13 protein-coding genes, 1 rRNA gene, 3 pseudogenes and 3 riboswitches are annotated in these 25,508 nt (G+C 40.5%); of the genes and pseudogenes, 3 read left to right on the forward strand and 14 right to left on the reverse strand.

Annotated features, from left to right (window positions below):
* Window positions 1-47: 47 nt before the first annotated feature.
* The 6 genes and pseudogenes from ACQ4KW_RS16145 to argB form a co-directional block, all read right to left on the reverse strand.
* Window positions 48-1,578, reverse strand: a 16S ribosomal RNA gene (locus ACQ4KW_RS16145).
* A 662-nt stretch (window positions 1,579-2,240) separates the two neighbouring features.
* Window positions 2,241-3,062 (reverse strand): MetQ/NlpA family ABC transporter substrate-binding protein, encoded by an 822-nt coding sequence (locus tag ACQ4KW_RS16150; protein WP_430883476.1) that lies wholly within the window; start codon window positions 3,060-3,062, stop codon window positions 2,241-2,243.
* 63 nt (window positions 3,063-3,125) lie between these two features.
* Entirely contained in the window at window positions 3,126-3,776 is a 651-nt protein-coding gene (locus tag ACQ4KW_RS16155; RefSeq protein ID WP_430883477.1) for a methionine ABC transporter permease, read from the reverse strand.
* Window positions 3,777-3,825: 49 nt separating this feature from the next.
* Window positions 3,826-4,548: pseudogene (locus ACQ4KW_RS16160) on the reverse strand (methionine ABC transporter ATP-binding protein); the annotation flags it as partial.
* A 74-nt stretch (window positions 4,549-4,622) separates the two neighbouring features.
* Window positions 4,623-4,714: riboswitch (SAM riboswitch) on the reverse strand.
* 58 nt (window positions 4,715-4,772) lie between these two features.
* Window positions 4,773-4,859: riboswitch (SAM riboswitch) on the reverse strand.
* A gap of 133 nt (window positions 4,860-4,992) precedes the next feature.
* Window positions 4,993-6,156, reverse strand: coding sequence for an aspartate aminotransferase family protein (locus ACQ4KW_RS16165; RefSeq protein ID WP_430883478.1), 1,164 nt, complete (start codon window positions 6,154-6,156; stop codon window positions 4,993-4,995).
* Window positions 6,157-6,178: 22 nt separating this feature from the next.
* Window positions 6,179-7,051: an acetylglutamate kinase gene (argB, locus tag ACQ4KW_RS16170; protein WP_430883479.1), complete on the reverse strand. Its 873-nt coding sequence runs from the start codon at window positions 7,049-7,051 to the stop codon at window positions 6,179-6,181.
* A gap of 145 nt (window positions 7,052-7,196) precedes the next feature.
* Here argB and argC point away from each other — a divergent pair, with 145 nt between their 5' ends.
* Window positions 7,197-8,201 (forward strand): N-acetyl-gamma-glutamyl-phosphate reductase, encoded by a 1,005-nt coding sequence (gene argC, locus ACQ4KW_RS16175; RefSeq protein ID WP_430883480.1) that lies wholly within the window; start codon window positions 7,197-7,199, stop codon window positions 8,199-8,201.
* Between the two features lie 84 nt (window positions 8,202-8,285).
* Window positions 8,286-9,506, forward strand: a pseudogene (argJ, locus tag ACQ4KW_RS16180) (bifunctional glutamate N-acetyltransferase/amino-acid acetyltransferase ArgJ).
* A 188-nt stretch (window positions 9,507-9,694) separates the two neighbouring features.
* Here the strand turns inward: argJ and ACQ4KW_RS16185 are convergent.
* The 7 genes and pseudogenes from ACQ4KW_RS16185 to ACQ4KW_RS16215 all read right to left on the reverse strand — a co-directional run bounded on the left by ACQ4KW_RS16185 (window position 9,695) and on the right by ACQ4KW_RS16215 (window position 22,244).
* Entirely contained in the window at window positions 9,695-12,031 is a 2,337-nt protein-coding gene (locus ACQ4KW_RS16185) for a M4 family metallopeptidase (RefSeq protein ID WP_430883481.1), read from the reverse strand.
* Between the two features lie 451 nt (window positions 12,032-12,482).
* Window positions 12,483-14,150, reverse strand: coding sequence for a M4 family metallopeptidase (locus ACQ4KW_RS16190; protein WP_430883482.1), 1,668 nt, complete (start codon window positions 14,148-14,150; stop codon window positions 12,483-12,485).
* 466 nt (window positions 14,151-14,616) lie between these two features.
* Window positions 14,617-17,829, reverse strand: a complete 3,213-nt coding sequence (carB, locus tag ACQ4KW_RS16195) for a carbamoyl-phosphate synthase large subunit (RefSeq protein ID WP_430883483.1) — start codon at window positions 17,827-17,829, stop codon at window positions 14,617-14,619.
* Window positions 17,830-17,991: 162 nt separating this feature from the next.
* Window positions 17,992-19,061 (reverse strand): annotated as a pseudogene (gene carA / locus ACQ4KW_RS16200) (glutamine-hydrolyzing carbamoyl-phosphate synthase small subunit).
* A 28-nt stretch (window positions 19,062-19,089) separates the two neighbouring features.
* A complete protein-coding gene (gene argH, locus ACQ4KW_RS16205) occupies window positions 19,090-20,469 on the reverse strand; it encodes an argininosuccinate lyase (RefSeq protein WP_430883484.1) in 1,380 nt (459 codons plus the stop codon).
* Window positions 20,466-21,704: an argininosuccinate synthase gene (locus ACQ4KW_RS16210; protein ID WP_430883485.1), complete on the reverse strand. Its 1,239-nt coding sequence runs from the start codon at window positions 21,702-21,704 to the stop codon at window positions 20,466-20,468. The genes argH and ACQ4KW_RS16210 overlap by 4 nt, the downstream gene beginning before the upstream one ends.
* A gap of 255 nt (window positions 21,705-21,959) precedes the next feature.
* Window positions 21,960-22,244, reverse strand: a complete 285-nt coding sequence (locus ACQ4KW_RS16215) for a hypothetical protein (RefSeq protein WP_430883486.1) — start codon at window positions 22,242-22,244, stop codon at window positions 21,960-21,962.
* A gap of 149 nt (window positions 22,245-22,393) precedes the next feature.
* A riboswitch (cyclic di-GMP riboswitch) is annotated at window positions 22,394-22,476 on the forward strand.
* A 268-nt stretch (window positions 22,477-22,744) separates the two neighbouring features.
* On the opposite strand from ACQ4KW_RS16215, the gene ACQ4KW_RS16220 reads away from it, so the two are divergent.
* Window positions 22,745-24,718, forward strand: a complete 1,974-nt coding sequence (locus ACQ4KW_RS16220; RefSeq protein ID WP_430883487.1) for a methyl-accepting chemotaxis protein — start codon at window positions 22,745-22,747, stop codon at window positions 24,716-24,718.
* A 210-nt stretch (window positions 24,719-24,928) separates the two neighbouring features.
* Here ACQ4KW_RS16220 and ACQ4KW_RS16225 read toward each other — a convergent pair whose 3' ends face one another.
* Complete coding sequence (locus ACQ4KW_RS16225; protein WP_430883488.1) at window positions 24,929-25,507, reverse strand: indolepyruvate oxidoreductase subunit beta; 579 nt, start codon at window positions 25,505-25,507, stop codon at window positions 24,929-24,931.
* Window position 25,508: the final 1 nt, after the last annotated feature.

The following is a 25,508-nucleotide window of genomic DNA, read 5'->3' on the forward strand; positions in this document are numbered from 1 at the left end:
GATTTTAGTCTCTCAAAATTAAACAGTATAGAGTACGTTCTCCTTAGAAAGGAGGTGATCCAGCCGCACCTTCCGATACGGCTACCTTGTTACGACTTCACCCTAGTCACTGATTTCACCTTCGACCGCTTCCTCCCACAAGGGGTTGGATCACGGGCTTCGGGCGCCCCCAGCTTCCATGGTGTGACGGGCGGTGTGTACAAGACCCGGGAACGCATTCACCGCGGCATTCTGATCCACGATTACTAGCAACTCCAACTTCATGCAGGCGAGTTGCAGCCTGCAATCCGAACTGAGATCGGCTTTATAGGATTTGCTCCAGGTCACCCCTTCGCTGCCCGTTGTACCGACCATTGTAGCACGTGTGTAGCCCAGATCATAAGGGGCATGATGATTTGACGTCATCCCCACCTTCCTCCGTGTTGTCCACGGCAGTCTCTTTAGAGTGCCCAGCCTAACTGATGGCAACTAAAAATAAGGGTTGCGCTCGTTGCGGGACTTAACCCAACATCTCACGACACGAGCTGACGACAACCATGCACCACCTGTATCAGATGTCCCGAAGGAAAGGTCCGGCTAAGGACCGGTCATCTGTATGTCAAGACCTGGTAAGGTTCTTCGCGTTGCTTCGAATTAAACCACATGCTCCGCTGCTTGTGCGGGTCCCCGTCAATTCCTTTGAGTTTCACACTTGCGTGCGTACTCCCCAGGCGGAATACTTAATGCGTTAGCTGCGGCACCTAGGTTCGACCCCAGACACCTAGTATTCATCGTTTACGGCGTGGACTACCAGGGTATCTAATCCTGTTCGCTCCCCACGCTTTCGAGCCTCAGCGTCAGTTACAGTCCAGTAAGTCGCCTTCGCCACTGGTGTTCCTCCTAATATCTACGCATTTCACCGCTACACTAGGAATTCCACTTACCTCTCCTGCACTCAAGTCAAACAGTTTCAAAGGCTTACATCGGTTGAGCCGATGCCTTTCACCCCTGACTTGCTTGACCGCCTACACTCCCTTTACGCCCAGTGATTCCGGATAACGCTTGCCCCCTACGTATTACCGCGGCTGCTGGCACGTAGTTAGCCGGGGCTTATTCCTTGGATACCGTCAAATTTTCTTCTCCAAGAAAAGAACTTTACAACCCGAAGGCCTTCATCGTTCACGCGGCGTTGCTGCATCAGGCTTTCGCCCATTGTGCAATATTCCCCACTGCTGCCTCCCGTAGGAGTCTGGACCGTGTCTCAGTTCCAGTGTGGCCGATCACCCTCTCAGGTCGGCTACTGATCGTCGCCTTGGTAAGCCGTTACCTTACCAACTAGCTAATCAGACGCGGGCCCATCCTGTACCACCAGAGTTTTTACCCCTGTGCTATGCAGCACTGTGGTCTTATGAGGTATTAATCACCGTTTCCAGTGGCTATCCCTCTGTACAGGGCAGGTTGCCCACGCGTTACTCACCCGTCCGCCGCTTTCCACTCCATCCGTCACCCGAAGGATCCGTCAAAAGCTTCTCGCTCGACTTGCATGTGTTAAGCACGCCGCCAGCGTTCATCCTGAGCCAGGATCAAACTCTTTGAAAAAATGTTTCAAATTGTTTTGTCCGTCTCAGATATGCTGACTAATTATTGTTATCATTATATCCGTTTCGAATCAATTGTTTTGCATCTAGACCTTGTCTTGATGCGGTAAAGAATTGAACGTGTTATAATTCTATACTGTTTAATTTTCAAAGACCGAAATCAACTTGTTCTATGTAAAAACTTGATTGATTTTTTGTTAATCACTGTGTTCCAGCGACTCTATTATCTTACCAGTGTCGACCAGTTTTGTCAAGAAGTTTTTTCAAGTTTTTTTCTTGATCAACTTCCTCAAAACCCTTGCAATCAGCTTAGTTATTAACTCTCGTTTTTGCTAGCCGCTTGCGACGACTGTTATATAATAGCACCTTCCTGAATAAGTGTCAACGCATTCTAGAAATAAAAAATATTTCTGACAATTCATGACTGTTTTTGAATTTTCTCTTCCTTATTATAAGGGATTTTTAATACTTAATCCACGTCTTACATTTACTTTTTTATAACATAAAATGTAAATGTTTTTCCCTTTTCTATAGCCTTCTTTATTAAAGTTTTCTATTCAAGCTTACGAAAACATTGGTCTACGATCATCTTATGAATAAAGAAAAACTGGCATAATCCTTCAGCCAGTTTTCTTTATATCCATTTCAAAGTGTATTATTCACTTAATTTTTACTGAATGCTGCAACCACTCCACCATTATAGTTCTTCTCAATATATTCACGAATTTCATCTGATTGAAGGGCATTTAACAATTCTGAAACCTCATCAACTTTTGTATAATCTGATTTTACAGTTATGATATTTGCATATGGTGAATCAGATCCCTCTAGTACAAGGGCGTCCTCAAGTGGATTGAGCCCTGCTTCGATTGCAAAGTTCCCATTAATAACGGCAAGGTCAACATCACCAATAACACGTGGAAGCTGTGCTGCTTCTATAGAAGTAAAGTTTAACTCTAGCGGATTGTCTACAATATCAAACTCAGTTGCTTCTAGCCCTGCATCTTCTTTTAGCTTAATAAGCCCATTGGATTCAAGTAATATTAATGCACGACCGCCATTTACGCTGTCACTCGGTATAGCCACTTCCGCGCCCGCTTCTAAGTCGTCTATCGTTTTAACTTTTTCTGAATAAGCTCCCAGCGGTTCCACATGAACCGTTCCCACACTAATGAGGTCAAGTCCCCTATCCGCATTAAAGCTTTCTAAATAAGGCACGTGTTGAAAGAAGTTTGCATCAATTTCCCCATCATCAAGGGCCAAGTTTGGTTTTACATAATCAGTAAACTCAACTATTTCAAGATCAATCCCCTTCTCCTCTAAAACTGGCTTAACGAGTTCTAGAAGTTGAGCATGTGGAACAGGCGTCGCCCCCACTTTTAATACTTTTCTCTCGCTCGATTCTTGATCGTCTGCACTTGAGCATCCCACTAAGATAACCACTGTTAATACAAAAGCTGAAATAATACCAATAAATCTTCTCATAATTTCCTCCATCTTATAAACTTTTGACACTGGAAAACCAATACTATCCTTGGTTTTGTTTTTTTATTTAACAGCTCTTTGCAAATAAATTCTATTTGTGAGCTTGTTGCCAATAAACTGAATGCACTGTACCAATATTATTATTACTATGACTGATGCTATAAGAACATCTGTCTGGAATCTATGAAAACCATAGCGTATTGCTAAATCACCAAGGCCACCTCCACCAATAGCGCCTGCCATAGCTGAGTATCCAAGTATGTTAATCACAGAAAGGGTCATTCCTGACACAAGGGCTGGGAGAGCTTCTGGGATAACCACCTTAAATATAATCTCTAAATTTGATGCACCCATGGAATGAACGGCTTCAATAATTCCGCCATCGACTTCATTAAGGGCATTCTCTACGATTCGACCGATAAATGGAGATGCACCAATAGATAAAGGTACAATTGTAGCCACCGTACCGATTGTTGTTCCGACAATTAATCTTGATAGGGGGAACAATAAAATCATTAATATAATAAATGGCAATGACCTGCACATATTCACTAGGGCATCAACAATTCTAAAAACCACTGTGTTTTCCATAAGTCCTTTGTCTTGTGTAACGTATAAACACACTCCAATGGGCAACCCAAGAATTGTCGCCACAAGAGATGCCACTGAAACCATCATCAGGGTTTCAAGTGTTGGAGAAATTAAAAGTCTCATAATTTCATTAAGATGCGTCATATAATTTCACCGCCTTTGTCGAATCTCCTAGAAAAGCCTTTGTCACTGAGCTTTTAGGATTCTTAAGAACCGAAGCCACAGACCCTTTTTCAATAACTTTTCCATCATCCATAACAGCCACCTTGGTACAAATTTGCTTTATAACCTCCATTTCATGAGTGATTAATACTATCGTCACCCCAAGATCTTGATTGATCCGCTGCAAGAGGCTCAAAATAGACCGTGTGGTTATGGGATCAAGAGCACTTGTTGATTCATCACTTAACAATAATTTAGGCTTGTTGGCAAGCGCTCTTGCTATGGCCACTCTCTGTTTTTGACCACCGCTAAGCTGGTTTGGATACACATCAGCCTTTTCAGGTAGTCCAACAAGGTCCAGTAGCTCTGCAACTCTACTTTTAATCTCATCTTTTTTCCAACCTGCAATTTCAAGAGGAAATGCAATGTTTTCTGAAACCGTCCTAGAAGACAGTAGATGAAAATGTTGAAATATCATACCAATTTTCTTTCTACGATCTCTTAATGCTTTTGGAGATAGAGTCTTCATATCTTCACCATCAATGACAACCTGTCCTGAATCGACCTCTTCAAGTCTGTTAAGCGTTCGAATAAGTGTTGATTTACCGGCGCCTGAAAGTCCTATAACACCGTAAATTTCACCTTTGTCAATATTTAGTGTCACATCATTAAGCGCTTTTACAATTTGATCATCCTTGCCATATTGTTTAACTATGTTTTTTATGGATATCATGTTTTCTCCTTTTTCCATTTTTACCATTTTATTCTTTCGGATGTATAAAAAACACCCTCGAGAGGGTGTTTTAATTCTTATCTCTCGACTACGCAGGATTTAGCACCTTGCCTAAGCAGGTTGCCGGGTTTCATAGGGCCAGTCCCTCCACCACTCTTGATAAGCTATTTGCAGTTGTATAAAAAAAGCCTCCTTGTCATCGACAAGAAGGCGTGATTCCTTAATCATTATCGATGTCAGCTTTACCACCTTGTATAACAGGTTGGTGCAGGATCATCGAGCTAACTCTCTCCCCTGTCTCTTGATAAACTTAATTTGAAGTTGTGATTATACTAGCATGATTTTTGTGGACTATCAACCCCCTTTTTTATTTTTTGATTATTCAGATTTATTCCAAATTTGGTTTTCATGGGCTGAAGACACTGGAATCAGTAGATTCTCAGACTATAGTTTATCAATAGCGCTTCGTAATTTTTCTATAAAAACATCCACATCATCTTTGGTAATAATAAGTGGCGGTACAATTCTAATGGTGTTCTCACCGGCTCCAATGATTAAAAGTTTCTCGTCAAAAGCTAATTTTACAATATCTTTTGCTTTATAGATGGTTTCAACGCCTAACATCAAACCCATACCACGTATTTCTTTCAAATACATTTTTTCATTATTTAAACGCAACAACTTCTCTTGCAGATAGCTGGACATATTTATAACAGCTTCCAGAAAATCTTCTTTTCCGATAATGTCTAGAACAATTCCGCCAGCTCTACACGCTAGGGGATTCCCGCCAAAGGTTGATCCATGGTCTCCAGGCTCAAGCACATCAGCGACTGGTCCAACCAATACGGCCCCTATGGGAACACCGCCGCCTAGTCCCTTGGCCAAGCATAAAACGTCTGGCTGTACGCCACTCCATTGATATGCAAACATTTTTCCACTTCTTCCAATGCCGCATTGCACCTCGTCAAATATCAATAGGGCATTATATTCACTTGCTAAATGTTTTGCTAATTTTAGAAACTCTGCATCCGCTGAATAAATGCCACCTTCGCCCTGAATCGGCTCAATAATAATGGCACAAACCTTGTCGTCAACGGCCGCATCTAGTGCCTCTTTATCATTTAAGGCAACAAACTCAATGTCTTCTAATAACTGACCAAAAGGCTCCTTGTACTTTGAGTTCCAAGTCAGACTCAAAGCCCCACTTGTTCTCCCATGAAATGCCTTATTCATAACAATAACTTTTGATTTATGCTCATTTATCATTCGTCCATATTTACGAGCGATTTTTAGTGCTGTTTCCAATGATTCCGTTCCGCTATTACAAAAAAAAGCGGATTGCATACGGCTTAAGGCGCATAATTTCTTGGCTAGATCTAGCTGTTCTTTTGTCCAGTACAAATTAGATACATGAAGCAAAGTTTCAACTTGATTCTTTAGCCCTTCTACCAATTTAGTATGACTATGCCCTAACGAGTTCACAGCCACACCGGCTCCAAAATCTAAATAGTCATTTCCATAGTTATCGGTCAGCCAAACGCCCAAACCTTTTTCAAATGTCACCGGTTGTCTGTTATATGTTTTCATTACATTTTCTGTACCCATCATTTTCCCTCACATTTTGAGCCCTTTACCTATACGTGATCATTGATCCAATACCTTTTTCGGTGAATGTTTCCAGTACCACACAGTGTTTAATGGTTCCATTTAAAATGTGGACCGAGTTTGTGCCACCACAGACAGCTGTTTGTGCACACTTAAGCTTAGGGGTCATTCCCCCCTTAACAGCATCTGACCCGGTTAGTCTTTCTATATCATCTAGGGTCAACTTACTCATTAAAGAATCTGGCTTCTTGACATCTTCCAAAACACCTGGAACATCCGTTATCATAATCAATTTTTCAGCCGACAACTTAGCGCTGATTTCAGCAGCAACATCATCAGCATTGATGTTAAAGGTCATACCACTTCGGTCGAAACCAATGGGAGAGATCACTGGTACGTATCCACTTTCTAGAAGAAGTTCTAAAATTTCTGGATTGACCACATCTATTTGACCAACTTGCCCGATATCATGTTGTCTTTGATTGAGTGTTACATACTTTTTTGTGGCTCTTATCAGCCCTCCATCTTTACCATTGAGTCCCACCGCCTTGGCACCTGCGTTGTTTAGCAGACATGTCAACTCCTTATTGATTCTACCAGTCAAAATCATTTCCACCTCATCGATGGCATCTTTGGAAGTCACACGATACCCTTCTTTAAACTCTGACTCAATGCCTAGCTTTTCCAGTCTAGCATTGATTTCTTTTCCGCCTCCATGAATGATAATGCATTTTATTCCCAAGTGATTAAGAAGTACAATGTCCTCAATAAACGCAAGCTTGTTTTCTTCATTCTCCATAATGCTGCCACCATATTTGAGCACAAAAGTCTTCCCTTGAAACTTCTGAATGTATGGAAGTGACTCCAATAAATTTTCTACTCTCTGCTTATTTCTCACCACTTTCGCCTCCTATTTTTTAATAATTATACATACGCTTTTGTATTTTTTCAAGTTTTTTAGCCGTTTTTCTTGTTTGTTTAGTCATTTTTATGTATAATTATCCTCAAAATAAACTTACCCTATATTGCAAAGGAGGCTTCAAATGAAAGTTGGAATAATTGGAGGCACAGGCTATGCTGGTCTTCAACTTGTTAAATTAATCGATAAACATCCTGAATTTCATTTAACCATGCTTGGATCTAGAAGTTTAGATGAGGTGCCTATATCTAATGTCAGTGGTTATCCTTTTAATCAAGACTACTGCTTTATAAACCTCGACACTTTTCAAGAAAAAATGAAAACTTTAGATCTTGTATTTTTGAGTTTGCCCCATGGACACTCCATGGATTGGGTTAAAAAGGCCTACGATCTAAAAATCCCAGTTATAGATCTTAGTGGTGATTTTCGCCTTAATGAGAAGTCTGTCTACGAGAAATGGTATCAGACCAAACATCTTGCGCCCGACCTTTTATCTGTATCCACTTATGGTCTAGCTGAGCTGCAAAGTAAAAAATCAAGATTGATTGCAAATCCAGGATGTTATCCAACAGCCACGCTCCTCGGACTTCTGCCTCTAGCGAGTACAGGGCTCTTAAATGGTAAACTCATTGTCGTTGACGCCAAGTCAGGTATGAGTGGCTCAGGAAAAAAAACACATGCCTACAATATGTATTGTGAAGCCAACGAATCCATCCGTCCATATGCAACTGGAACCCATAGACATGTACCCGAAATGGAGCAAGCGCTTCATCTTCATGGCGCTAAGCAGACATCAATACTCTTCTCGCCTAGTGTTATTCCCATGGAGAGGGGGATTTTATCTTCAATCTACATTCCAAATTGTAAAGATGTGAATTTTCATGACTTACTTATAACTTATTCTTCATTCTACAAGAATTCTAAATTTGTCCGCTTGATTAAATCCATGCCTGAAACGAAATGGGTTAAAAATACGAATTTCTGTGATATTCACCTTGTCTATGACGAAATGACAAATTGTATTGTCATCCATAGCGTCATTGATAATCTGATGAAAGGCGCAGCTGGCCAGGCTGTTCAAAATGCTAACATTCTATTTGGGTTTGATGAAAGCACCGGTCTTGTTTAACTGCGACTTATCTGTAAAATTGATCTATATTCCTTTTTAATACAAACTAAACCTGCTTTACAAAATTCGAAAGGGTGATTGACCATGTATAAAATAACACTTTTTTCAAAACCAGTATTGGTTCCGGGCTTCTCCTACTCTGGGATTCACTGTGGTATAAAAAAACAGACTGACCTACGCGATCTTGGACTCATATATTGTCCATCATCTGTCGCATCTGCCGGTGTATTTACTCAAAATGTAGCTAAGGCTGCTCCCGTTACCCTCTCTCAAACGCACCTTCATGAAAGCACGTCAAAAGCTATCCTAATAAACAGTGGGAATGCCAATGCATGTACCGGTGATCAAGGTAAAAAAGATGCACAGGCGTCTGTGCATTTGGTGGCAGATCAACTTAAAATTGATAAATCTGAAGTTTTACTTGCATCAACTGGAATTATTGGCGTGCCCCTTCCCATGCCTACAATGAGAAAAGGGATTACCAGCGCCTGTTCCAATTTAGACGAAAGAAATATCTTAAATCTAGCAAAAAGCATCCTCACGACAGACACATATACAAAAGTGGTGTCTGCCACTATTACAAAGGGGACTGAAAAACTTAATATCTGTGGCATTGCTAAAGGATCAGGTATGATACACCCCAACATGGCAACCATGCTTGGTTTTATCATGACCGATGCGGACGTGGACTCCACATACTTACAGAATTCGCTAGAAACTGTAACTGATGAGTCCTTCAATATGATTAGTGTTGACGGCGACACTTCAACAAACGATATGGTTCTCGCCCTTGCCAGCGGTCAATCAAAACTGGATTTAAAAAATGATACAGCCGCTTCTAATGCCTTTAAAAAAGCCCTCCTTCTTGTCTGTACAGAACTTTCTAAACTCATAGCTCGTGATGGCGAAGGCGCGACTAAACTCCTTGAAATCCAAGTCGTGGGCGCTGAATCCCACCACTCTGCAAGACTTGCATCTAAGGCTGTAGCCTCTTCTTCATTAGTCAAAGCCGCTTTCTTTGGCAAGGATGCCAACTGAGGTCGCATACTTTGTGCCATTGGATATTCTGGTGCTAAGTTTCCGCCAGAGAATATAGATCTCCATATTGAAACAGAATACGGACTTCTTCCCCTAATGAAAGAGGGCACACCGCTCACTTTTGATGATGAATATGCTGAGTCAATTTTGTCTGCAGAAAACATTAACGTACTTGTCAATTTAAACGATGGTCCGTTCTCAGCCACCGCTTGGGGGTGTGATTTAACCTACGACTACGTTAAAATTAACGGCGAGTACAGATCTTGATTGTCCTAAAAACACCGGATATTCTAGACACCAAAAGCCCTCGGTACAAAAAAAACACCTAAATCATGTCTTTAAATTCATGATTTAGGTGGTTTTTAATTTTTAATATTGTGTTTCTATACATGCTTTCAATTAAAATGGAGATGTAATGGCTACATCCCCATTTTTATAACTTCACTTATCTTGGCTTAGTTTGAAATACCTACAGCATCAAAAGCATCTTTTACAGTTTGTACTTCACTGCTGTTTTGACCGAATAATTCACCTGCTGAATAAATAACAACTTCTCTCAGCTGTGAAAAATCAGTTGTGCTTGTCATATGTGCTGATAAGGCTCTATAGAAAATATCGCCCATTTTGTCACGACCGATACCATCAACAGAAACACCATAGTGAGATCCGCCTTCTGAGATTAGGTAAGCACATTTATTAATAATACTGCTGTTGATGTGAACACCACCATAATCTTCAGTGCCATTGTATTTTTTAGACGTATGATCAGGATATGGGCCAGTTAAACCATTAGAAACAGTTGTAGGATCTTCTAAAGATCTCATTGCCACATTCCCATTTGTTGGACCAACGATGTCTTCTGCACATAACCAGTCTGGATTATCATTCGCGTAGAACTCAATGAGTGTACCGAATATATCTGACATGGCTTCATTGATTGCACCTGATTCGTTTTGATACTCAAGACCAGCTGTGTATTCTGTAACAGCATGTGTCAATTCATGACCAACAACATCAAGAGCTGCAGCAAATGGATAGTAATCTTGGCCATCGCCATCTCCATAAACCATTTGATTGCCATTCCAAAATGCATTAACGTAGTCTTGCTTATAGTGAACTGTAGATTTTATACGGGCATCATTACCATCATATGAGTTTCTATTGTGCATATCTTTATAGTAGTCATACACAATGCCAGCGTTAACATGTGCATCAACAGCTACAGCGTCATAGTCTGAGTTGAATCTGTTGTCTGCATCATACCAAATCGTTCCTGGTAGAGATGTTCTATTACGGCCATCATATACGAGAATACCGCCACCGCGTGTATCATCATACAGTGCGTATTCTGTATCCCACCAGCTATCTACAGCGTATGTATTCAGATCGTGTACATTGCCGTGGAAGTCAGTTCCTGTTCCAGTTGTTGGACCATTGGTATAAATCTTATTATACATATTAAGGATTTTTCCATTGCGTCCATTGATCACAAATACCCAGTTGCCTGGTTCTGGATCAAGGAAGTTCAAGTTAACTTTATAAGCTGCAATAGGCTTATCTTTTTTCATAAAGATAACTTCTTCAACATCTGGTGAGTACTCGTAATTTGGCGAGAACCCAAGTTCGTCTTCAGCAATATCAATCGCTTCAGAACCGGAAATTTTCTTTTCCTTGTTAAGTGCCTTTTCGATTTTATCGATTTCAGGCAAGATATTACCACTCATTGAGCGGATAACACCATCAGCATCAACAGTCATAGCTTGGTCATAACCTAGTATAGGCATGCCATCAATTTCCTGTTGCGTACGTACGACTGTTAAACCAAGATCATCTTCAAACATAGTTGTTGTATCAAAGAATTCTTGGAAATAATCATTTTGTTCATCTTCAACTTGGAAGAAACTCTGATTTTCATTGAAGAAATCTGCAATAATTGCATCAATTTCTTCATCTGTTGGCATAGTGATTTCACCATACATAAATTCAGGCATATGTGTTTCTTCATCCATAAGCTGGACGAAATCATCGAAGATGTCATCAAATAATGCTTCAGCTTCTTCAAATGTCATTGATGTTTCTTGAACTTGTTCAGCTTCCACTGGAACCTCTTCTTGAAGAGCTTCAGGAAGTTCTTCTACTGGAGCTTCAGCTTCTTCGGCTGGTACTTCAAGGTCTTCAGCTGGCGCTTCAACTTCTCCTACTGGAGCTTCAACTTCTTCAGCTGGTGCTTCAACTTCTTCAGCTGGCGCTTCAACTTCTTCAGCTGGCGCTTCAACTTCTTCAGCTGGCGCTTCAACTTCTTCAGCTGGCGCTTCAACTTCTTCAGCTGGTGCTTCAGCTTCTTCAGCTGGCGCTTCAACTTCTTCGGCTGGCGCTTCAACTTCTTCTACTGGAGCTTCAGCTTCTTCAGCTGGCGCTTCAACTTCTTCAGCTGGTGCTTCAACTTCTTCGGCTGGTGCTTCAGCTTCTTCAGCTGGCGCTTCAACTTCTTCAGCTGGCGCTTCAACTTCTTCGGCTGGTGCTTCAGCTTCTTCAGCTGGTGCTTCAGCTTCTTCGGCTGGTGCTTCAGCTTCTTCTGCCTCTGCTAGATTTTCTTCTTCGCCGGCTTCTTCCCCTGTACCGACTTCTGTATTTGTTGCTTCTTCTGATTTTTCTTCTTCTGTCTGTTCGACTTCAGTTTGTACTTCAACGGGTTGATCATTCACTTCGCCGGTTGCATCTGCGAAACCCACTTGAAGACCGCTAGATAAAGTCAGCATAACAGAAAGCGCTAAAGCTAAACGCTTATTCATATAATATTCCCTCCATTGTCATTTGGATACAAGCTACGCTCGTATATGGCTTTATTTTTAATAGAGGTGGCCACCGGACTATTAAATGCTCTCTCAAGCCTCATGAAGAATATATTTGAATTTTTTGAATATTTCAATTAAATTGCATATTCGGCCCATAAAATTACAAATTTAGACTATATTTTTATATGTAGTATAAATTTAATTATCATTTGTATTCATTGTTAAACATTAGGTAATTCATTTTTCCATCCACTACACCCATGCAATTTCACCTCAATTGAGTGCCTTTTAAGTTTTGAAACTTCACAACTTGCTAACTCACAGGAATACTTATTCATGGACTTACCTTTATAAAATACACAAAAGACCGACTTTTCAATAGAAAAGCCGGTCTTAACCAAGAAACTAACTTAGAGGAATCATTCTAGAGGATTAAATAAGTTAAGAATTAATTGATAATACCAACAGCATCAAATGCATCCATAACAGTTTGAACTTCATCGCTACCTGATCCATAAAGCTCACTTGCAGCATAAACAGTTACTTCTCTTAGTTGAGAGAAATCTGTGGTGCTCGTCATGTGTGCTGATAATGCTCTATAGAAAATATCTCCCATCTTATCGCGACCAATGCCATTGACATTTACACCTTCGTGAGATCCACCTTCTGATATAAGATAAGCACATTTGTTAATAATACTGCTATTGATGTGAACGCCACCATAATCTTGAGTTCCAGTATACATTTTTGAAACATGATCTGGATATGGACCAGTTAGGCCATTTGAGATAGCTGCTGGATCTTCTAAAGATCTCATGGCTATGTCTCCATTTGCTGGCCCAACGATGTCCTCAGCACACAGCCAATCAGGATCATCATTTGCATAGAATTCTATTAGGGTTCCAAAAATATCTGACATGGCTTCATTGATAGCACCAGATTCGTCTTGATATTGTAGTCCCGCAGTATATTCTGTCACAGCATGTGTAAGCTCATGTCCTACCACATCAAGAGCTGCTGAAAATGGGTAGTATTCTTGACCATCTCCATCTCCATAAACCATTTGACTGCCGTTCCAAAATGCATTGACATAATCCCTTTGATAATGCACTGTAGACTTTATTTTTGACGATCTGTTATCATAAGAATCTCTATTGTGAACGTCATTAAAATAATCATATACAATGGCTGCATTAACATGCGCATCCACTGCAACTGCGTCATATGCTTCATCTAAAGTTTTATCTGGATCATACCACAAAGACCCTGGCAGTTTTCTACGATATGATGCATCGTAAACTTCAATACCGTCACCACGTGTCGAATCATATAGGGAATATGTCAGTTTCCCCTTGCTCTTTGTTTCGAACATATTAAAAGTGTGGGTGTTGCCGTGGAAATCCGTACCGGTACCCGTTGTTGGGCCTTCCGTAAATATTTTATTGTACTTGTTCAGCACTTTACCACTTTTCACATCAATCACAAAAACCCAATTGCCTGGTTCTGGATCAAGGAAATTCAGATTGACTTGATATGCCACCTTTGGATTTTTGTTCTTCATAAAAATAACATCTTCTACATCCGGGTCATACTCATAGTTTGGTGTAAAACCAAGCTCTTCTTCTGCTATTTCAATGGCTTCATCTTCAGATACTTTTTTCTTCTTATCCAAAGCTTTTTCAATCTTGTCTATGCCTGGTAGAATATTGCCACTGATCGACCGAATAACACCGTCTTCATCAACCGTCATGGCTTGGTCGTAACCGAGAATTGGCATGCCATCAATTTCTTGTTGAGTACGGATAACAGTGAGTCCCAAATCATCTTCGAACTTTTGATTCTTCTTTACATACTTCTTATAATAATTGTCTTGCTTCGTTTCAACTTTTAAGAAGTCCTGGTTGTCATTGAAAAAAGCTTCAATAACATCATCCACATCAGCATCCGTTGGAACGGTCATTTCACCTGTCATGAACTCAGGCATTTCAGATTCCTCGTTCATCAACTGGATAAAGTCACTAAAATCATCTGTGCTATTTGCACCAGCATACCCCATTTGAACACCGCTAGATAGTGTCAAAAAAACTGCTAGCGCTATTGCTAGACGCTTATTCATATAATATTCCCTCCATGTCTTAGAAAAATACAAGCATTGCTTGTATATGGCTTTATTTTTAATAGAGGTGGCCACCAAGCTATTAAATACTCTCTCAAGCCTCACGACAGAATATATTTGAATTTTCGTAACATTTCAACAAAACTTCATATTCGGGCCTTCAATCGACATGATTGACTAATTTTTTTATACAAAATATAAAAGTGTTTATATATTGTATTCATTATTACTTTGTAATAATTATAGTAAACTCCGTACTTAAAATTATTTTATTCACGGTATTATTACAAATCAAACGACAACACCTTCGATACCTTCTGCAACATTAGAAAAGAGATATTTATTTGCTCTATTTTCTCACACAGATACACAACCATGTGAAAAACCCTTGGCAGATTCTATCTACCAAGGGTTCTTTCATAAATTATATGAACTCCGATTTCTCAATTTTAAATGTATCTTACTTTTATGACACTGAACATATGTCATACACTTCAATTTCTGCCGAAGTGATGCCATGGCCAATGATTTCTGTCAGTGCCTTTGCAGTATCAAAGGACGTTAAGCATGGCAGTTTCTTTTCAACACTCAGTCTTCTAACTTTAAATCCAAACGTGCTATTGTTGTGTCCCTTTTTTGGTAAAGCGACAACAAAGGCCAACTCCGGATCTTGAAGCACCTTGTGCAGTTCCTTGTCTTCGTATGGACATATGGTCATGGTCCTTGTATCTATACCTGACGCTTTCATAAACTCATAAGTGCCTTTTGTACATATCACTGTATAGCCTTTATTAACAAGTGTTTTCATCGGCTCTACAAATTTTTCCTTTAGATTATCGGGCAAACTTACAAAGACCTTTGATCCTTTGAGAGCGTTTTGATAGGTGGACATAAAGCCTTTAAACAGAGCCTTATCCAAGGTTTTCTCCATACTTAGAATTTCACCTGTTGACTTCATTTCTGGTCCCAGCGCAATTTCTGTATCAAGGATTTTTTCCATTGAGAACACAGGGTGTTTCACAGCAAAATAGTCCTTTTCATCAGCCAAATCAAGGCCGTACCCAAGTGATTTCAAATCTTTACCAAGCATAACTTTCGTGGCTAGGTCAATCATTGGAATATCTGTAACCTTGCTTATAAACGGTACCGTTCTTGACGCTCTAGGATTCACTTCAAGAATATAAATGTCATCGTTGTATAGGACATATTGAATGTTGAGCAGTCCAACAAGGTTAAAGCCTCTTGCTATCCTCTTCGTATATTCAAGAAGTTGGTCCTTATGCTTTTGAGTCAGGCTAATTGTAGGGTATATGGAAATACTATCCCTTGAGTGGACACCCGCTTCTTCAAGGTGTTCCATAATTCCAGGAATCAGAATGTCCTCACCGTCTGAAATGGCATCAACTTCAATTTCCTTACCCGCCATATACTGGTCAATCAAGACTGGGTTCTTTTGATTTGGTGTTATGGAATTTTCCAGGTATTTTCTAAGTCCAACTTCATCAGTAACCACTTGCATGCCCAGACCACCAATAACATAACTCGGGCGGACAATAAGTGGGTAACCAAGTTTTTCAGCTTCTATAACACCTTGTTCCACCGAAGTCACACCGATGCCCCTTGGATATGGTAGATCCAGCTCTGACATTCTTTCGATAAAACGATCTCTATCTTCCGTTAAATCCACAGAATCATAAGATGTTCCCAGGATTTTAATCCCTCTTTCGTCCAGATACTCTGCAAGTTTAACTGCCGTTTGCCCGCCAAACTGAAGAATAACACCTTCTGGGCTTTCCTTGTCTATAATATTTTGAACATCTTCTTCTGTGATTGGTTCAAAATACAGTTTATCGGATATATCAAAATCTGTACTCACGGTCTCAGGATTGTTATTAATGATGATGCCTTCTATGCCTTCTTCTTTCAGGGCAAGAACACCATGTACAGAACAGTAGTCAAACTCAACACCCTGCCCAATTCGGATAGGACCTGATCCAACAACGAGGACCTTTTTCTTATCGGTCACTTCCACTTCATCATGGTCTGCATATGTTGAGTAGTAGTAAGGCGATTTAGCATCGAACTCGCCACCACAAGTGTCCACCATTTTATAGCTGACTTCTATACCGTGTTCTTTCCTGTAGTTGTAGATATCAAGCATGTTTGTTTCTTGCATGAGTGATGCCATGCCCTTATCAGAGAAGCCCTTCTTTTTAAGCTTCATGATAAGATCAGGTGACAAGTACTCCAGCATGCGTCCCCTAATCGACTCTTCTAGGTGAACAATCCCTGCAATCTTTTTCAGAAAGAAGAAATCAATGCCTGTTTCAGCCTTTATCTTTAGAAGACTCACTTCCCGCCTAATTAGTTCAGCCACGTAGAATATTCTCTCATCATCCGATTTCTTAACCTTATAGAGCAGTTCATCAAGCGTCATTTCCTTAGCCGATATATAATCGAGAGTTTCTTGAGAGGCTTCAAGGGATCTTAGAGCCTTTAAAAGAGCCGATTCAAAATTATTTCCAATGGCCATGACCTCGCCTGTGGCCATCATCATTGTGCCTAATAGTTTTTTAGCTTCCTTGAATTTATCAAAAGGCCATTTTGGTATTTTAACCACACAGTAGTCTAGTGTCGGTTCAAAGCATGCCTTGGTCTTTCCAGTGATGTCATTCTCAATTTCATCAAGAGCATACCCTAGGGCAATTTTTGTTGCCACTTTCGCAATGGGATACCCCGTTGCTTTTGAAGCCAAAGAAGAGGAACGGCTCACTCTTGGATTAACTTCAATGATAAAGTAATCTTGGCTTTCAGGATGGAGAGCAAGCTGTACGTTGCAGCCCCCTTCAATCCCAAGCTTGTTGACAATATCAATGGATGCGGTTCTCAGCATTTGATACTCATGATCATTCAAAGTTTGAGAAGGTGCAATAACGATACTGTCTCCGGTGTGAATGCCAACCGGATCGATATTTTCCATGTTGCAGACAGCAATGGCCGTGCCGCGGGCATCCCGCATCATTTCGTACTCTACTTCTTTCCATCCCTTGATGGATTTTTCAATAAGGACCTGGTCGGCAATACTAAAGGCAATTCCCTTTGCTGCAATATCTTCAAGTTCATCCATGGTTTCAACGATACCGCCGCCTGTGCCACCTAGGGTGAAAGCTGGTCGAACAACAACTGGAAGTCCAATACCTTCAGCTATGCGACGTGCTTCTTCCACAGACGATGCAACACGGCTATCAATGACCGGCTGACCAATGCTCTCCATTGCAATTTTGAACAAGTCTCTGTCTTCCGCTTCTTTTATAGACTCCAAACTTGTTCCGATGACCTTAACATTGTGTTTTGCCAATACCCCCGCATCCCAAAGTTCCATAGTCAAGTTCAGTGCTGTTTGCCCGCCCATACCTGCAAGCATGGCATCTGGCTTTTCTTTTACTATGACTTTTTCAAGAAATTCAACAGTTAGAGGTTCCATGTATACCTTATCCGCAATTGTTTTATCTGTCATAATTGTTGCTGGATTAGAGTTAACAAGCACGACCTCTATGCCTTCTTGTTTGAGAACTTGACATGCTTGTGTTCCAGAGTAATCAAACTCTGCGCCTTGTCCTATTACAATCGGTCCTGAACCGATAACGAGTACTTTATTGTATGCTGTCTTTCCTTTCATGGCTAGACCCTCCTTATTATGCGTACTAAATTTATATTGAGCACCTATCACTGGTACCTAGTGATCCCCACTCAATCCATTTAGATTTGTATAAAAGTTGTGCAGCCGGGTCTACTTCCAGGCTGCGATTCAGCCCTCACGGGAGCTGATTAATCAACAGTTTCACTCGATCATGTTGGCAAACACATCGAAGAGATACTCCGAGTCCTTTGGACCAGGTGACGCTTCCGGGTGGTACTGAACACTAAAAATCGGAAGCTGTTTATGTTTCATACCTTCAATCGTTTCATCGTTGACGTTTAAATGTGTTATTTCAATATTTTCTTTGTTTAGAGATTCATCTAGTACAACATAGCCGTGATTTTGAGAAGTGATCACAACCTTATCTCTTATCAGGTCTTTTACTGGATGATTGCCTCCCCTGTGGCCGTATTTAAGCTTAACTGTGTCACCGCCAAAAGCCAGACATAGGAGTTGGTGTCCAAGACATATTCCAAATATAGGTTTTTTATTTAGAAGTTCTTTTATGGTTTCCACTGTGCCTGTAAGCTCTTTGGGATCGCCAGGTCCGTTGGATAGGAATATACCATCTGGATCAATACTGAGTATATCTTCCGCCTTTGCGTCAGCAGGGAATACAGTCAACTTTAGCCCTCGAATCAGCATGGAATTAAGAATATTTCTCTTTATACCAAAATCCATAACAGCCACATGCTTGCCATTCCAGTTTTCCGGTTCCAACGTGTAAGCTTTTTCAGTGGTAACATTCATCACTGCCCCTGTTAACTGAAAACCTTGCAGGCTTTTTACTGTTTCGTCTATCTTGGATTCATCCACTATGATCTTGCCAGCCATAACACCAATATCTCTGATTTTTTTGTCAGAGCTCTTGTATCAATGCCATCTAGGGCAATTATGCCTTCTCTACAGAGGAAATCTTCTAAATTGTCCTGACTTCTCCAGTGGTCTTCATCATCATATAACTCTCTGACAACAAATCCCTTTACATAGGGCTTTCTCGATTGATTATCCCCATCAAAGATGCCGTAATTTCCTATAAGGGGATATGTCATTACAACAATCTGGCCATAATAAGATGGATCTGTTAATATTTCCTGATACCCTGTCATGCTTGTATTAAATACGACTTCCCCTGGTTGAGCATCAAGTACACCCCAGGCTCTGCCTTCATATATAGTGCCATCACTTAGCGCCAAGTAACCCTTTTTCATGTCAGCCTCCAATTTCTCACTCTGGATTTTATTTACCAGAGTTTAACCATTCGTTCGTTTTTTCTATCATGAGCAAGACTTGTGATTTTGAGGTTGATCCATAGGATTTCTTAGCTTCTACACAGTTTTCTATTTCTATTCGCTTATAAATATCTTCTTCAAAGAGATCAGAGAACTCATTGAGTTGATTTAATGTTAAATCGGTCAAGGTGATTTTTTCTTTGTCACAGTATAGAACCATCTTGCCTATCACTTCGTGGGCTGTCCTAAAAGGCATGCCTTTAGAAACGAGATAATCTGCAGCATCTGTGGCATTTAAAAAGCCTCTTTTGGTTGCATCCAACATATTTTCACTCTTAAAGACTGTGGTTTGCAACATCTTCGTGAAGATATCCAGTGAGAGTTTTACATCTTTCACCGTTTCAAATACAGGCACCTTGTCTTCTTGCATGTCTTTGTTGTAAGCAAGAGGCAGGCCTTTCATGACACTTAAAAGTCCCATCAGTCTTCCATAGACAGTGCCCGTTTTACCGCGGATGAGTTCCGCTGCATCTGGATTCTTCTTCTGGGGCATAATGCTGCTACCTGTGCTGTAAGCATCATCCAGTTCAACAAACTTGTACTCCCCTGAGCTCCACAGAATTAATTCTTCTGAAAAGCGACTCATATGCATCATAATCAGAGAACATGTATGGAGAAATTCGATTGCAAAATCTCTATCACTCACCGAATCCATAGCGTTGAGTCCCACTTCATCAAAGCCTAGAAGTTCTGCTATATAAGCCCTGTCCGTTTCATAACTCGTACCGGCCGGTGCTCCTGCACCAAGCGGTAAGACATTCAACCTCTTGTATGCGTCGCGCAGTCTTTGTGTGTCTCTTTTAAACATTTCTGCATAGGCCATCAAGTGAAAGCCAAGACGAACTGGTTGTGCAGGCTGTAAGTGCGTGCACCCAGGGAGAAATGTATCAATTTCCTGGCTAGAAACATCTGTGAAGGTCTCTATCAGTTCTAAAAGAAGGTCTTCAATTTGATCTGAAGCCGTCTTTACATACATTCTCAAGTCAAGTGCAACTTGGTCATTTCGACTTCTTGCCGTATGAATTTTTTTAGCTAAACTGCCTATGCGTTCCGTTAACAGCGCTTCAATATTCATATGAATATCTTCATGAGACACCTGAAATTCAATGCGCCCCTCTTGGATATCATCTTTCAGTTCATCTAGGGCCTTGTGAATGCTTTCAAGCTCTTCATTTGTTAGAATCCCAATTTTACAAAGCATGGCACTATGTGCCTTACTGCCCATGATGTCTTCTTCATATAGTTGCCAGTCAAATTGTATGGAACTGTTGAAATCATCCATTAGAGATGAGGTTGCATTTTGGAATCTTCCACCCCAGAGTTTCATATTATGTGCACATCCTTCTCACTATCTTTTGCTTCTTTCTCAGCCTTGTTAATCGCCTTGATTTTAAGAGGCAATGAGAATAGATTGATAAAGCCTTCTGCATCAAACTGGTTGTAAACATCATCTTCACCGAAGGTAACAAAATCTTCGTTATAAAGACTGTTTTCTGATTTTGTAGCAGCAACAACACACTTGCCTTTAAAAAGCTTGACCTTAACATAGCCTGTAACCACTTGCTGAGTCTGGTTTACAAAGGCATCTAGACATTCTTTTAGAGTTGAGTGCCATAGACCATCATATAGAAGTTCTGCATACTTGTTGGCAACAGTCTTTTTGAAACTCATAGTGCTTCTATCAAGCACCAGTTTTTCAAGATGTTTGTGCGCTTCATATAAAATCGTTCCACCTGGTGTTTCATACACACCTCTTGATTTCATACCAACAAGTCTGTTTTCTACAATATCAATTATGCCCACACCATGCTTGCCACCAATTTCGTTGAGTTTATAGACCATTTCAAGCGGTGTGCACTTTTTCCCATTTAGTAGGACAGGCTCACCTTTTTCAAAGCCTATTTCGATACATTCCGGTTCATCTGGTGTGTCTTCGGGCTTGGCTGTCAGTTTGTACATTTCTGGATTGTGCTCATTCCATGGGTCTTCTAGTTCCCCACCCTCATGGCTTAAATGCCAAACATTTTCATCACGGCTGTAAATGTCTTTTTTTGTCACAGGAATAGGAATTCCATGCTTTGATGCATAGTCAATACAGTCTTCTCTGGATTTAAGATCCCATGTTCTCCACGGTGCAATGATTTTTAGGTATGGATCAAGAGCCTTAATTGTTGTTTCAAAACGAACTTGATCGTTTCCTTTACCTGTTGCTCCGTGAGCAATTGCAACAGCGCCTTCTTGCTGGGCTATTTCTACAAGTTTCTTAGAAATGAGTGGTCTTGCAAAGGCTGTACCGAGGAGGTAATCATCCTCATAGACAGCACCAGCTTTTAAACCTTTAAAGACATAGTCCTTAACAAACTCTTCCTTTACATCTACAATATAAGCTTTGCTTGCGCCTGTTGTCAGGGCTTTATTTTTTACTGCGTTAAAGTCTTCTGTTTGACCAACGTCCACACAAACTGCTATAACCTCAAAACCATGTTCTACCTCTAACCATTTTAGAATGACTGATGTATCTAACCCACCTGAATAAGCCAATACGACTTTTTGTTTGTTCATAATTATTCCTCCTAATGTATAAATATTGAGTTTATTATAGCAGATATATTCATACAATCAAGAGTTTTTATGAAATTTTATAAATATTTATTCAGATATGTGCATATACCTACAGTCTCTCTTGCTCTGTTTAAAACAATCTAACCTTTAGCTAACACCCATTATATGTTATTTAATGCATAACTCTTGTATATATACACCTCCCTGTATAAATGATCGGCCCATAATGATTCTTGACATGTGCACGTAATGTTCCTATTTAATGCACAAAAAAACACCGGTATTAAACCGATGTTTAGAAATCAAAATGTCATTAGAACCAATAGCAATAATAGGATCTATTAAATTATCCAGTGTAATAATCGTGGCAAAGTGGAAAACAAAAACAACAAAGAAGCTGAAAATAGCACCCTCGAATTGTCTGAATTTATTGACAACAATCTTGCAGACAATATGTTTCATATCAATTAAATCAAAATCGATAAAGTCAAAAGCTCTTTCTTTTAAATGACTGTTTTGAAACATTCTTTTTGCCAGCACCTGCTGTCACCCCTTTCTTACACTTCAACAAATTATACATGATACATTGTCAAGAATCAAGCTTTTCAGGCAATTGCCACCCCTAAATAAATTGTAATATATCAACTTTTTTAGTATAATAGGAATTGTATTACATTTCTAAATTTTATGATTTCATTCCGCACACTTGATGAAAGTCAAGGTCGCAAAGCTATGGGTCTAAGGGGCTTCCTATGACTGCCAGGCTGCAGTAAGGCATGCCTGCTGGGCGTGTTTTTTATTTGGGCAACATGCAAAATATCATTTAAGAGTCCTCCTCATAACATATATAGATATTTAAAAATCAAAACTCTATATACGATATGACGAGGGTGTGGATCTGCAATTTTGCAAGCGCCTGATTTATTATTTGTACTAATTTCAGCAGTGATACACTGCAAACAAACTGGTAATCAAGTTGAGGGTCTTGTTATCAAATAGTTTGTCTTATGGACGTAAAGCGGGTATTTTGGAGGAGACGTATGAAACTAAGAGCAAAACTCATGTTAATGTTTGTCGCTATCATCATTCTTCCTATGGTGGCCTTAGGAGGGCTGACATATGAGAAGACCTACTCTATCATTAAAGACGATTTGAGTCTCACGGCAGGAGAGACTCTGAATCAGGTTGAGAATTCATTGAATCACTTTCTAAATGGTTATGAGAAAAGTATTGATCTCGTACGAAACAATGTCAATGTCAAGGCCGCAATGTCCAATCAAATGCGTGTGCCTGGTATGGAAAGTATACTCGTTAGCTATACAGAGGCCTTTCCAGAAGTAAAAAATGTCTATATTGCTTATGCAAACAAGGATTTCTATATTCGCCCTGCTGTAGAACTGCCTGCTGACTATGATCCGACGACGCGCCCTTGGTATACGAAGGCAATCGCAGAAAATAGGATTATTTGGACCGACCCATACAAGGATGCAACATCAGGTGAAATGGTTATTTCAGCCGCTGCACCTATTGATAATGGTTCTGGGCGTGTAACTGGCGTTGTAGCAATGGACCTTAATCTAAGTGCCCTGAGTTCGGAAATTTCTAGTATTAATGTCGGTAAAACTGGATACCCGGTTGTCATCGCCCCTGATGGTACAACCATCGTCCATAGAGTACCAGATGTGGTAGGTAAGGAAATTCCAATTCCAGAACTCGCCACATTCGTCAGCGAAAACCCAGATGGCATTCTGCCATATACCTGGGAGGGTGTTGATAAAATTGCTGTGCTTCGCACTATAGACCGCTTGGGGTGGAAGGTGTTTACAACAAACAATGTAAGCGAAATCCAAGACAAGACCATTCCAATTCTCACAAGACTCATGGTGGTGGCGGGTGTTTCCCTAGCACTAGCCCTTATTGCATCATTTGTTTTTGCTGGTAATATTACAGCACCAATGAAAAAACTTTCCTACGCTATGGAACATATTAAAAATGGCGATTTAACCGCGGATGTGAAAATTAACAGATCAGATGAATTTGGTGCCTTGTCTAAAGACTTTGAAGCCATGATGCAGTCTGTCTGTCAACTGATTTCTAACGCTCAAAACGTGGCTTCTGAAGTCATAGGGGCTTCATCTGACCTTGCGGCCAGCAGTCAACAAGTTAGTGCATCTTCTTATGAGGTGGCACGGACGGTTGATGAAATTGCCCAAGGGGCAAGCCAGCAAGCCTCTGAAGCTGAAGAAGGGGCCAATAGAGCCGCTGGTCTTAGCGAAAGTTTTGGTGCACTATCAAGCAGTCGAGATGCCATCATCGAAGATACAAGTGCTGCCCATAACGCCGGCGAGGAAGGCCGCGACGCAATGAAGCAACTTAAAGAGAAAACCGATGATAACAATGAGGCCATTTCGCGTATTGAAAAAGCCGTTACCAATTTGGAAAATCAGACCAATAATATTAGTGAATTTGTTGATACGATACGATCTATCGCTGAACAAACCAATCTTCTTGCCTTAAATGCTTCTATAGAAGCGGCACGTGCAGGAGAACACGGACGTGGCTTTGCAGTTGTTGCCGACGAAATTCGTAAGCTTGCAGAAGACTCTAGCACCGCTGCAGAGGAAGTGCGTACAATTGTGGAACTTATTTTAGACGAAAACAACAACACCAACGAGATCATGAATGATGTTCGTACCCGTTCTGAAGAACAAAGCGGCGCTGTTGGCTTAATGGGAAGTTCTTTTGATAAGATCACCGAGGCCATTGAACGCATTAATTCAAGAATGACTGAGTTTGATGGTATCCTGGACCAAGTCAACCACGACAAGGAATCCATTGTAAGTGCTATTGAAGGCATCAGCTCCGTATCAGAAGAAACCGCTGCTGCATCTGAAGAAGTCAGTGCCAGCGTTCAGCAACAGTCTAGTGCAGTGGATGAAGTGGCCCGTGCCGCTGAAAACCTAAACATGATGGCTGACCAGCTTAATAAGGAAATTGCTAAGTTTACTATTTAAAAACACTAGAGATAACTAGACATAACTTTGTGAAAGTCCAAAACGCCCTACAAGAAATGCATATAGCATCTTGTAGGGCGTTTTTTATTGTTATGTCCATCCAATATAAGAAAGTGGTGATTGTGCGCATAAAATTAGGGATGCATGAAAGCATCCCCAATTATATAAAACTTCAATTAAATACAAGCCAAGTATTTAATCCATTTAAATTTACTTAATCATGTCCATGCCAGCTTTGATTGCCTGAATGTTCACATCAACAAATTTTGGCTTTACAGTTGTCTTAATAACATCTTCCCAATCAATTTCGTTTAGACCCATAGCCTTAACGAGAGCACCCAGAAGAACGACGTTTTGTGTTCTGATGTTGCCAAGTCCAACTGCGATTTCTGCAGCCTTGATTGCAGTTGTATCCGCCTTGTTTGATAGGGCCTCTACAACACCTTCTGGATAATCAGAAGCACCAGCTAGGATTGGTGCTGAAGGGATACGGTAATCATTGACTACAATTTTCCCATCTGATTTTAGGAATTCAAGCCATTTGCCTGTTTCCATTGTTTCAAATGATACAAGGATGTCAGCTTGACCAAGACCAATAATTGGTGACCAAACCTTTTCACCGAAGCGTACCTGTGTCGTTACAGAACCGCCACGTTGAGCCATACCGTGTACTTCTGACATTTTTACATCATATCCTGCAGAAATTAGACCTGCAGAAAGAATTTTAGAAGCTGTGATGATACCTTGACCACCAACGCCGCAAAGTAGAATATTCTTAGTTTCTCCCATG

Origin of the sequence: Tianxiuia mixotrophica, assembly GCF_050596425.1 — a bacterium.
Classification (GTDB): domain Bacteria; phylum Bacillota; class Clostridia; order Peptostreptococcales; family Acidaminobacteraceae.

Bases quoted from the DNA above. Each gene is read 5' to 3' on its own strand.
- ACQ4KW_RS16225 (WP_430883488.1), bottom strand. From the start codon at position 25,507: ATGGGAGAAACTAAGAATATTCTACTTTGCGGCGTTGGTGGTCAAGGT.
- ACQ4KW_RS16155 (WP_430883477.1), bottom strand. From the start codon at position 3,776: ATGAGACTTTTAATTTCTCCAACACTTGAAACCCTGATGATGGTTTCA.
- ACQ4KW_RS16210 (WP_430883485.1), bottom strand. From the start codon at position 21,704: ATGAACAAACAAAAAGTCGTATTGGCTTATTCAGGTGGGTTAGATACA.
- ACQ4KW_RS16220 (WP_430883487.1), top strand. From the start codon at position 22,745: ATGAAACTAAGAGCAAAACTCATGTTAATGTTTGTCGCTATCATCATT.
- ACQ4KW_RS16165 (WP_430883478.1), bottom strand. From the start codon at position 6,156: ATGATGGGTACAGAAAATGTAATGAAAACATATAACAGACAACCGGTG.
- ACQ4KW_RS16150 (WP_430883476.1), bottom strand. From the start codon at position 3,062: ATGAGAAGATTTATTGGTATTATTTCAGCTTTTGTATTAACAGTGGTT.
- ACQ4KW_RS16190 (WP_430883482.1), bottom strand. From the start codon at position 14,150: ATGAATAAGCGTCTAGCAATAGCGCTAGCAGTTTTTTTGACACTATCT.
- ACQ4KW_RS16185 (WP_430883481.1), bottom strand. From the start codon at position 12,031: ATGAATAAGCGTTTAGCTTTAGCGCTTTCTGTTATGCTGACTTTATCT.
- argH (WP_430883484.1), bottom strand. From the start codon at position 20,469: ATGAAACTCTGGGGTGGAAGATTCCAAAATGCAACCTCATCTCTAATG.
- argC (WP_430883480.1), top strand. From the start codon at position 7,197: ATGAAAGTTGGAATAATTGGAGGCACAGGCTATGCTGGTCTTCAACTT.
- carB (WP_430883483.1), bottom strand. From the start codon at position 17,829: ATGAAAGGAAAGACAGCATACAATAAAGTACTCGTTATCGGTTCAGGA.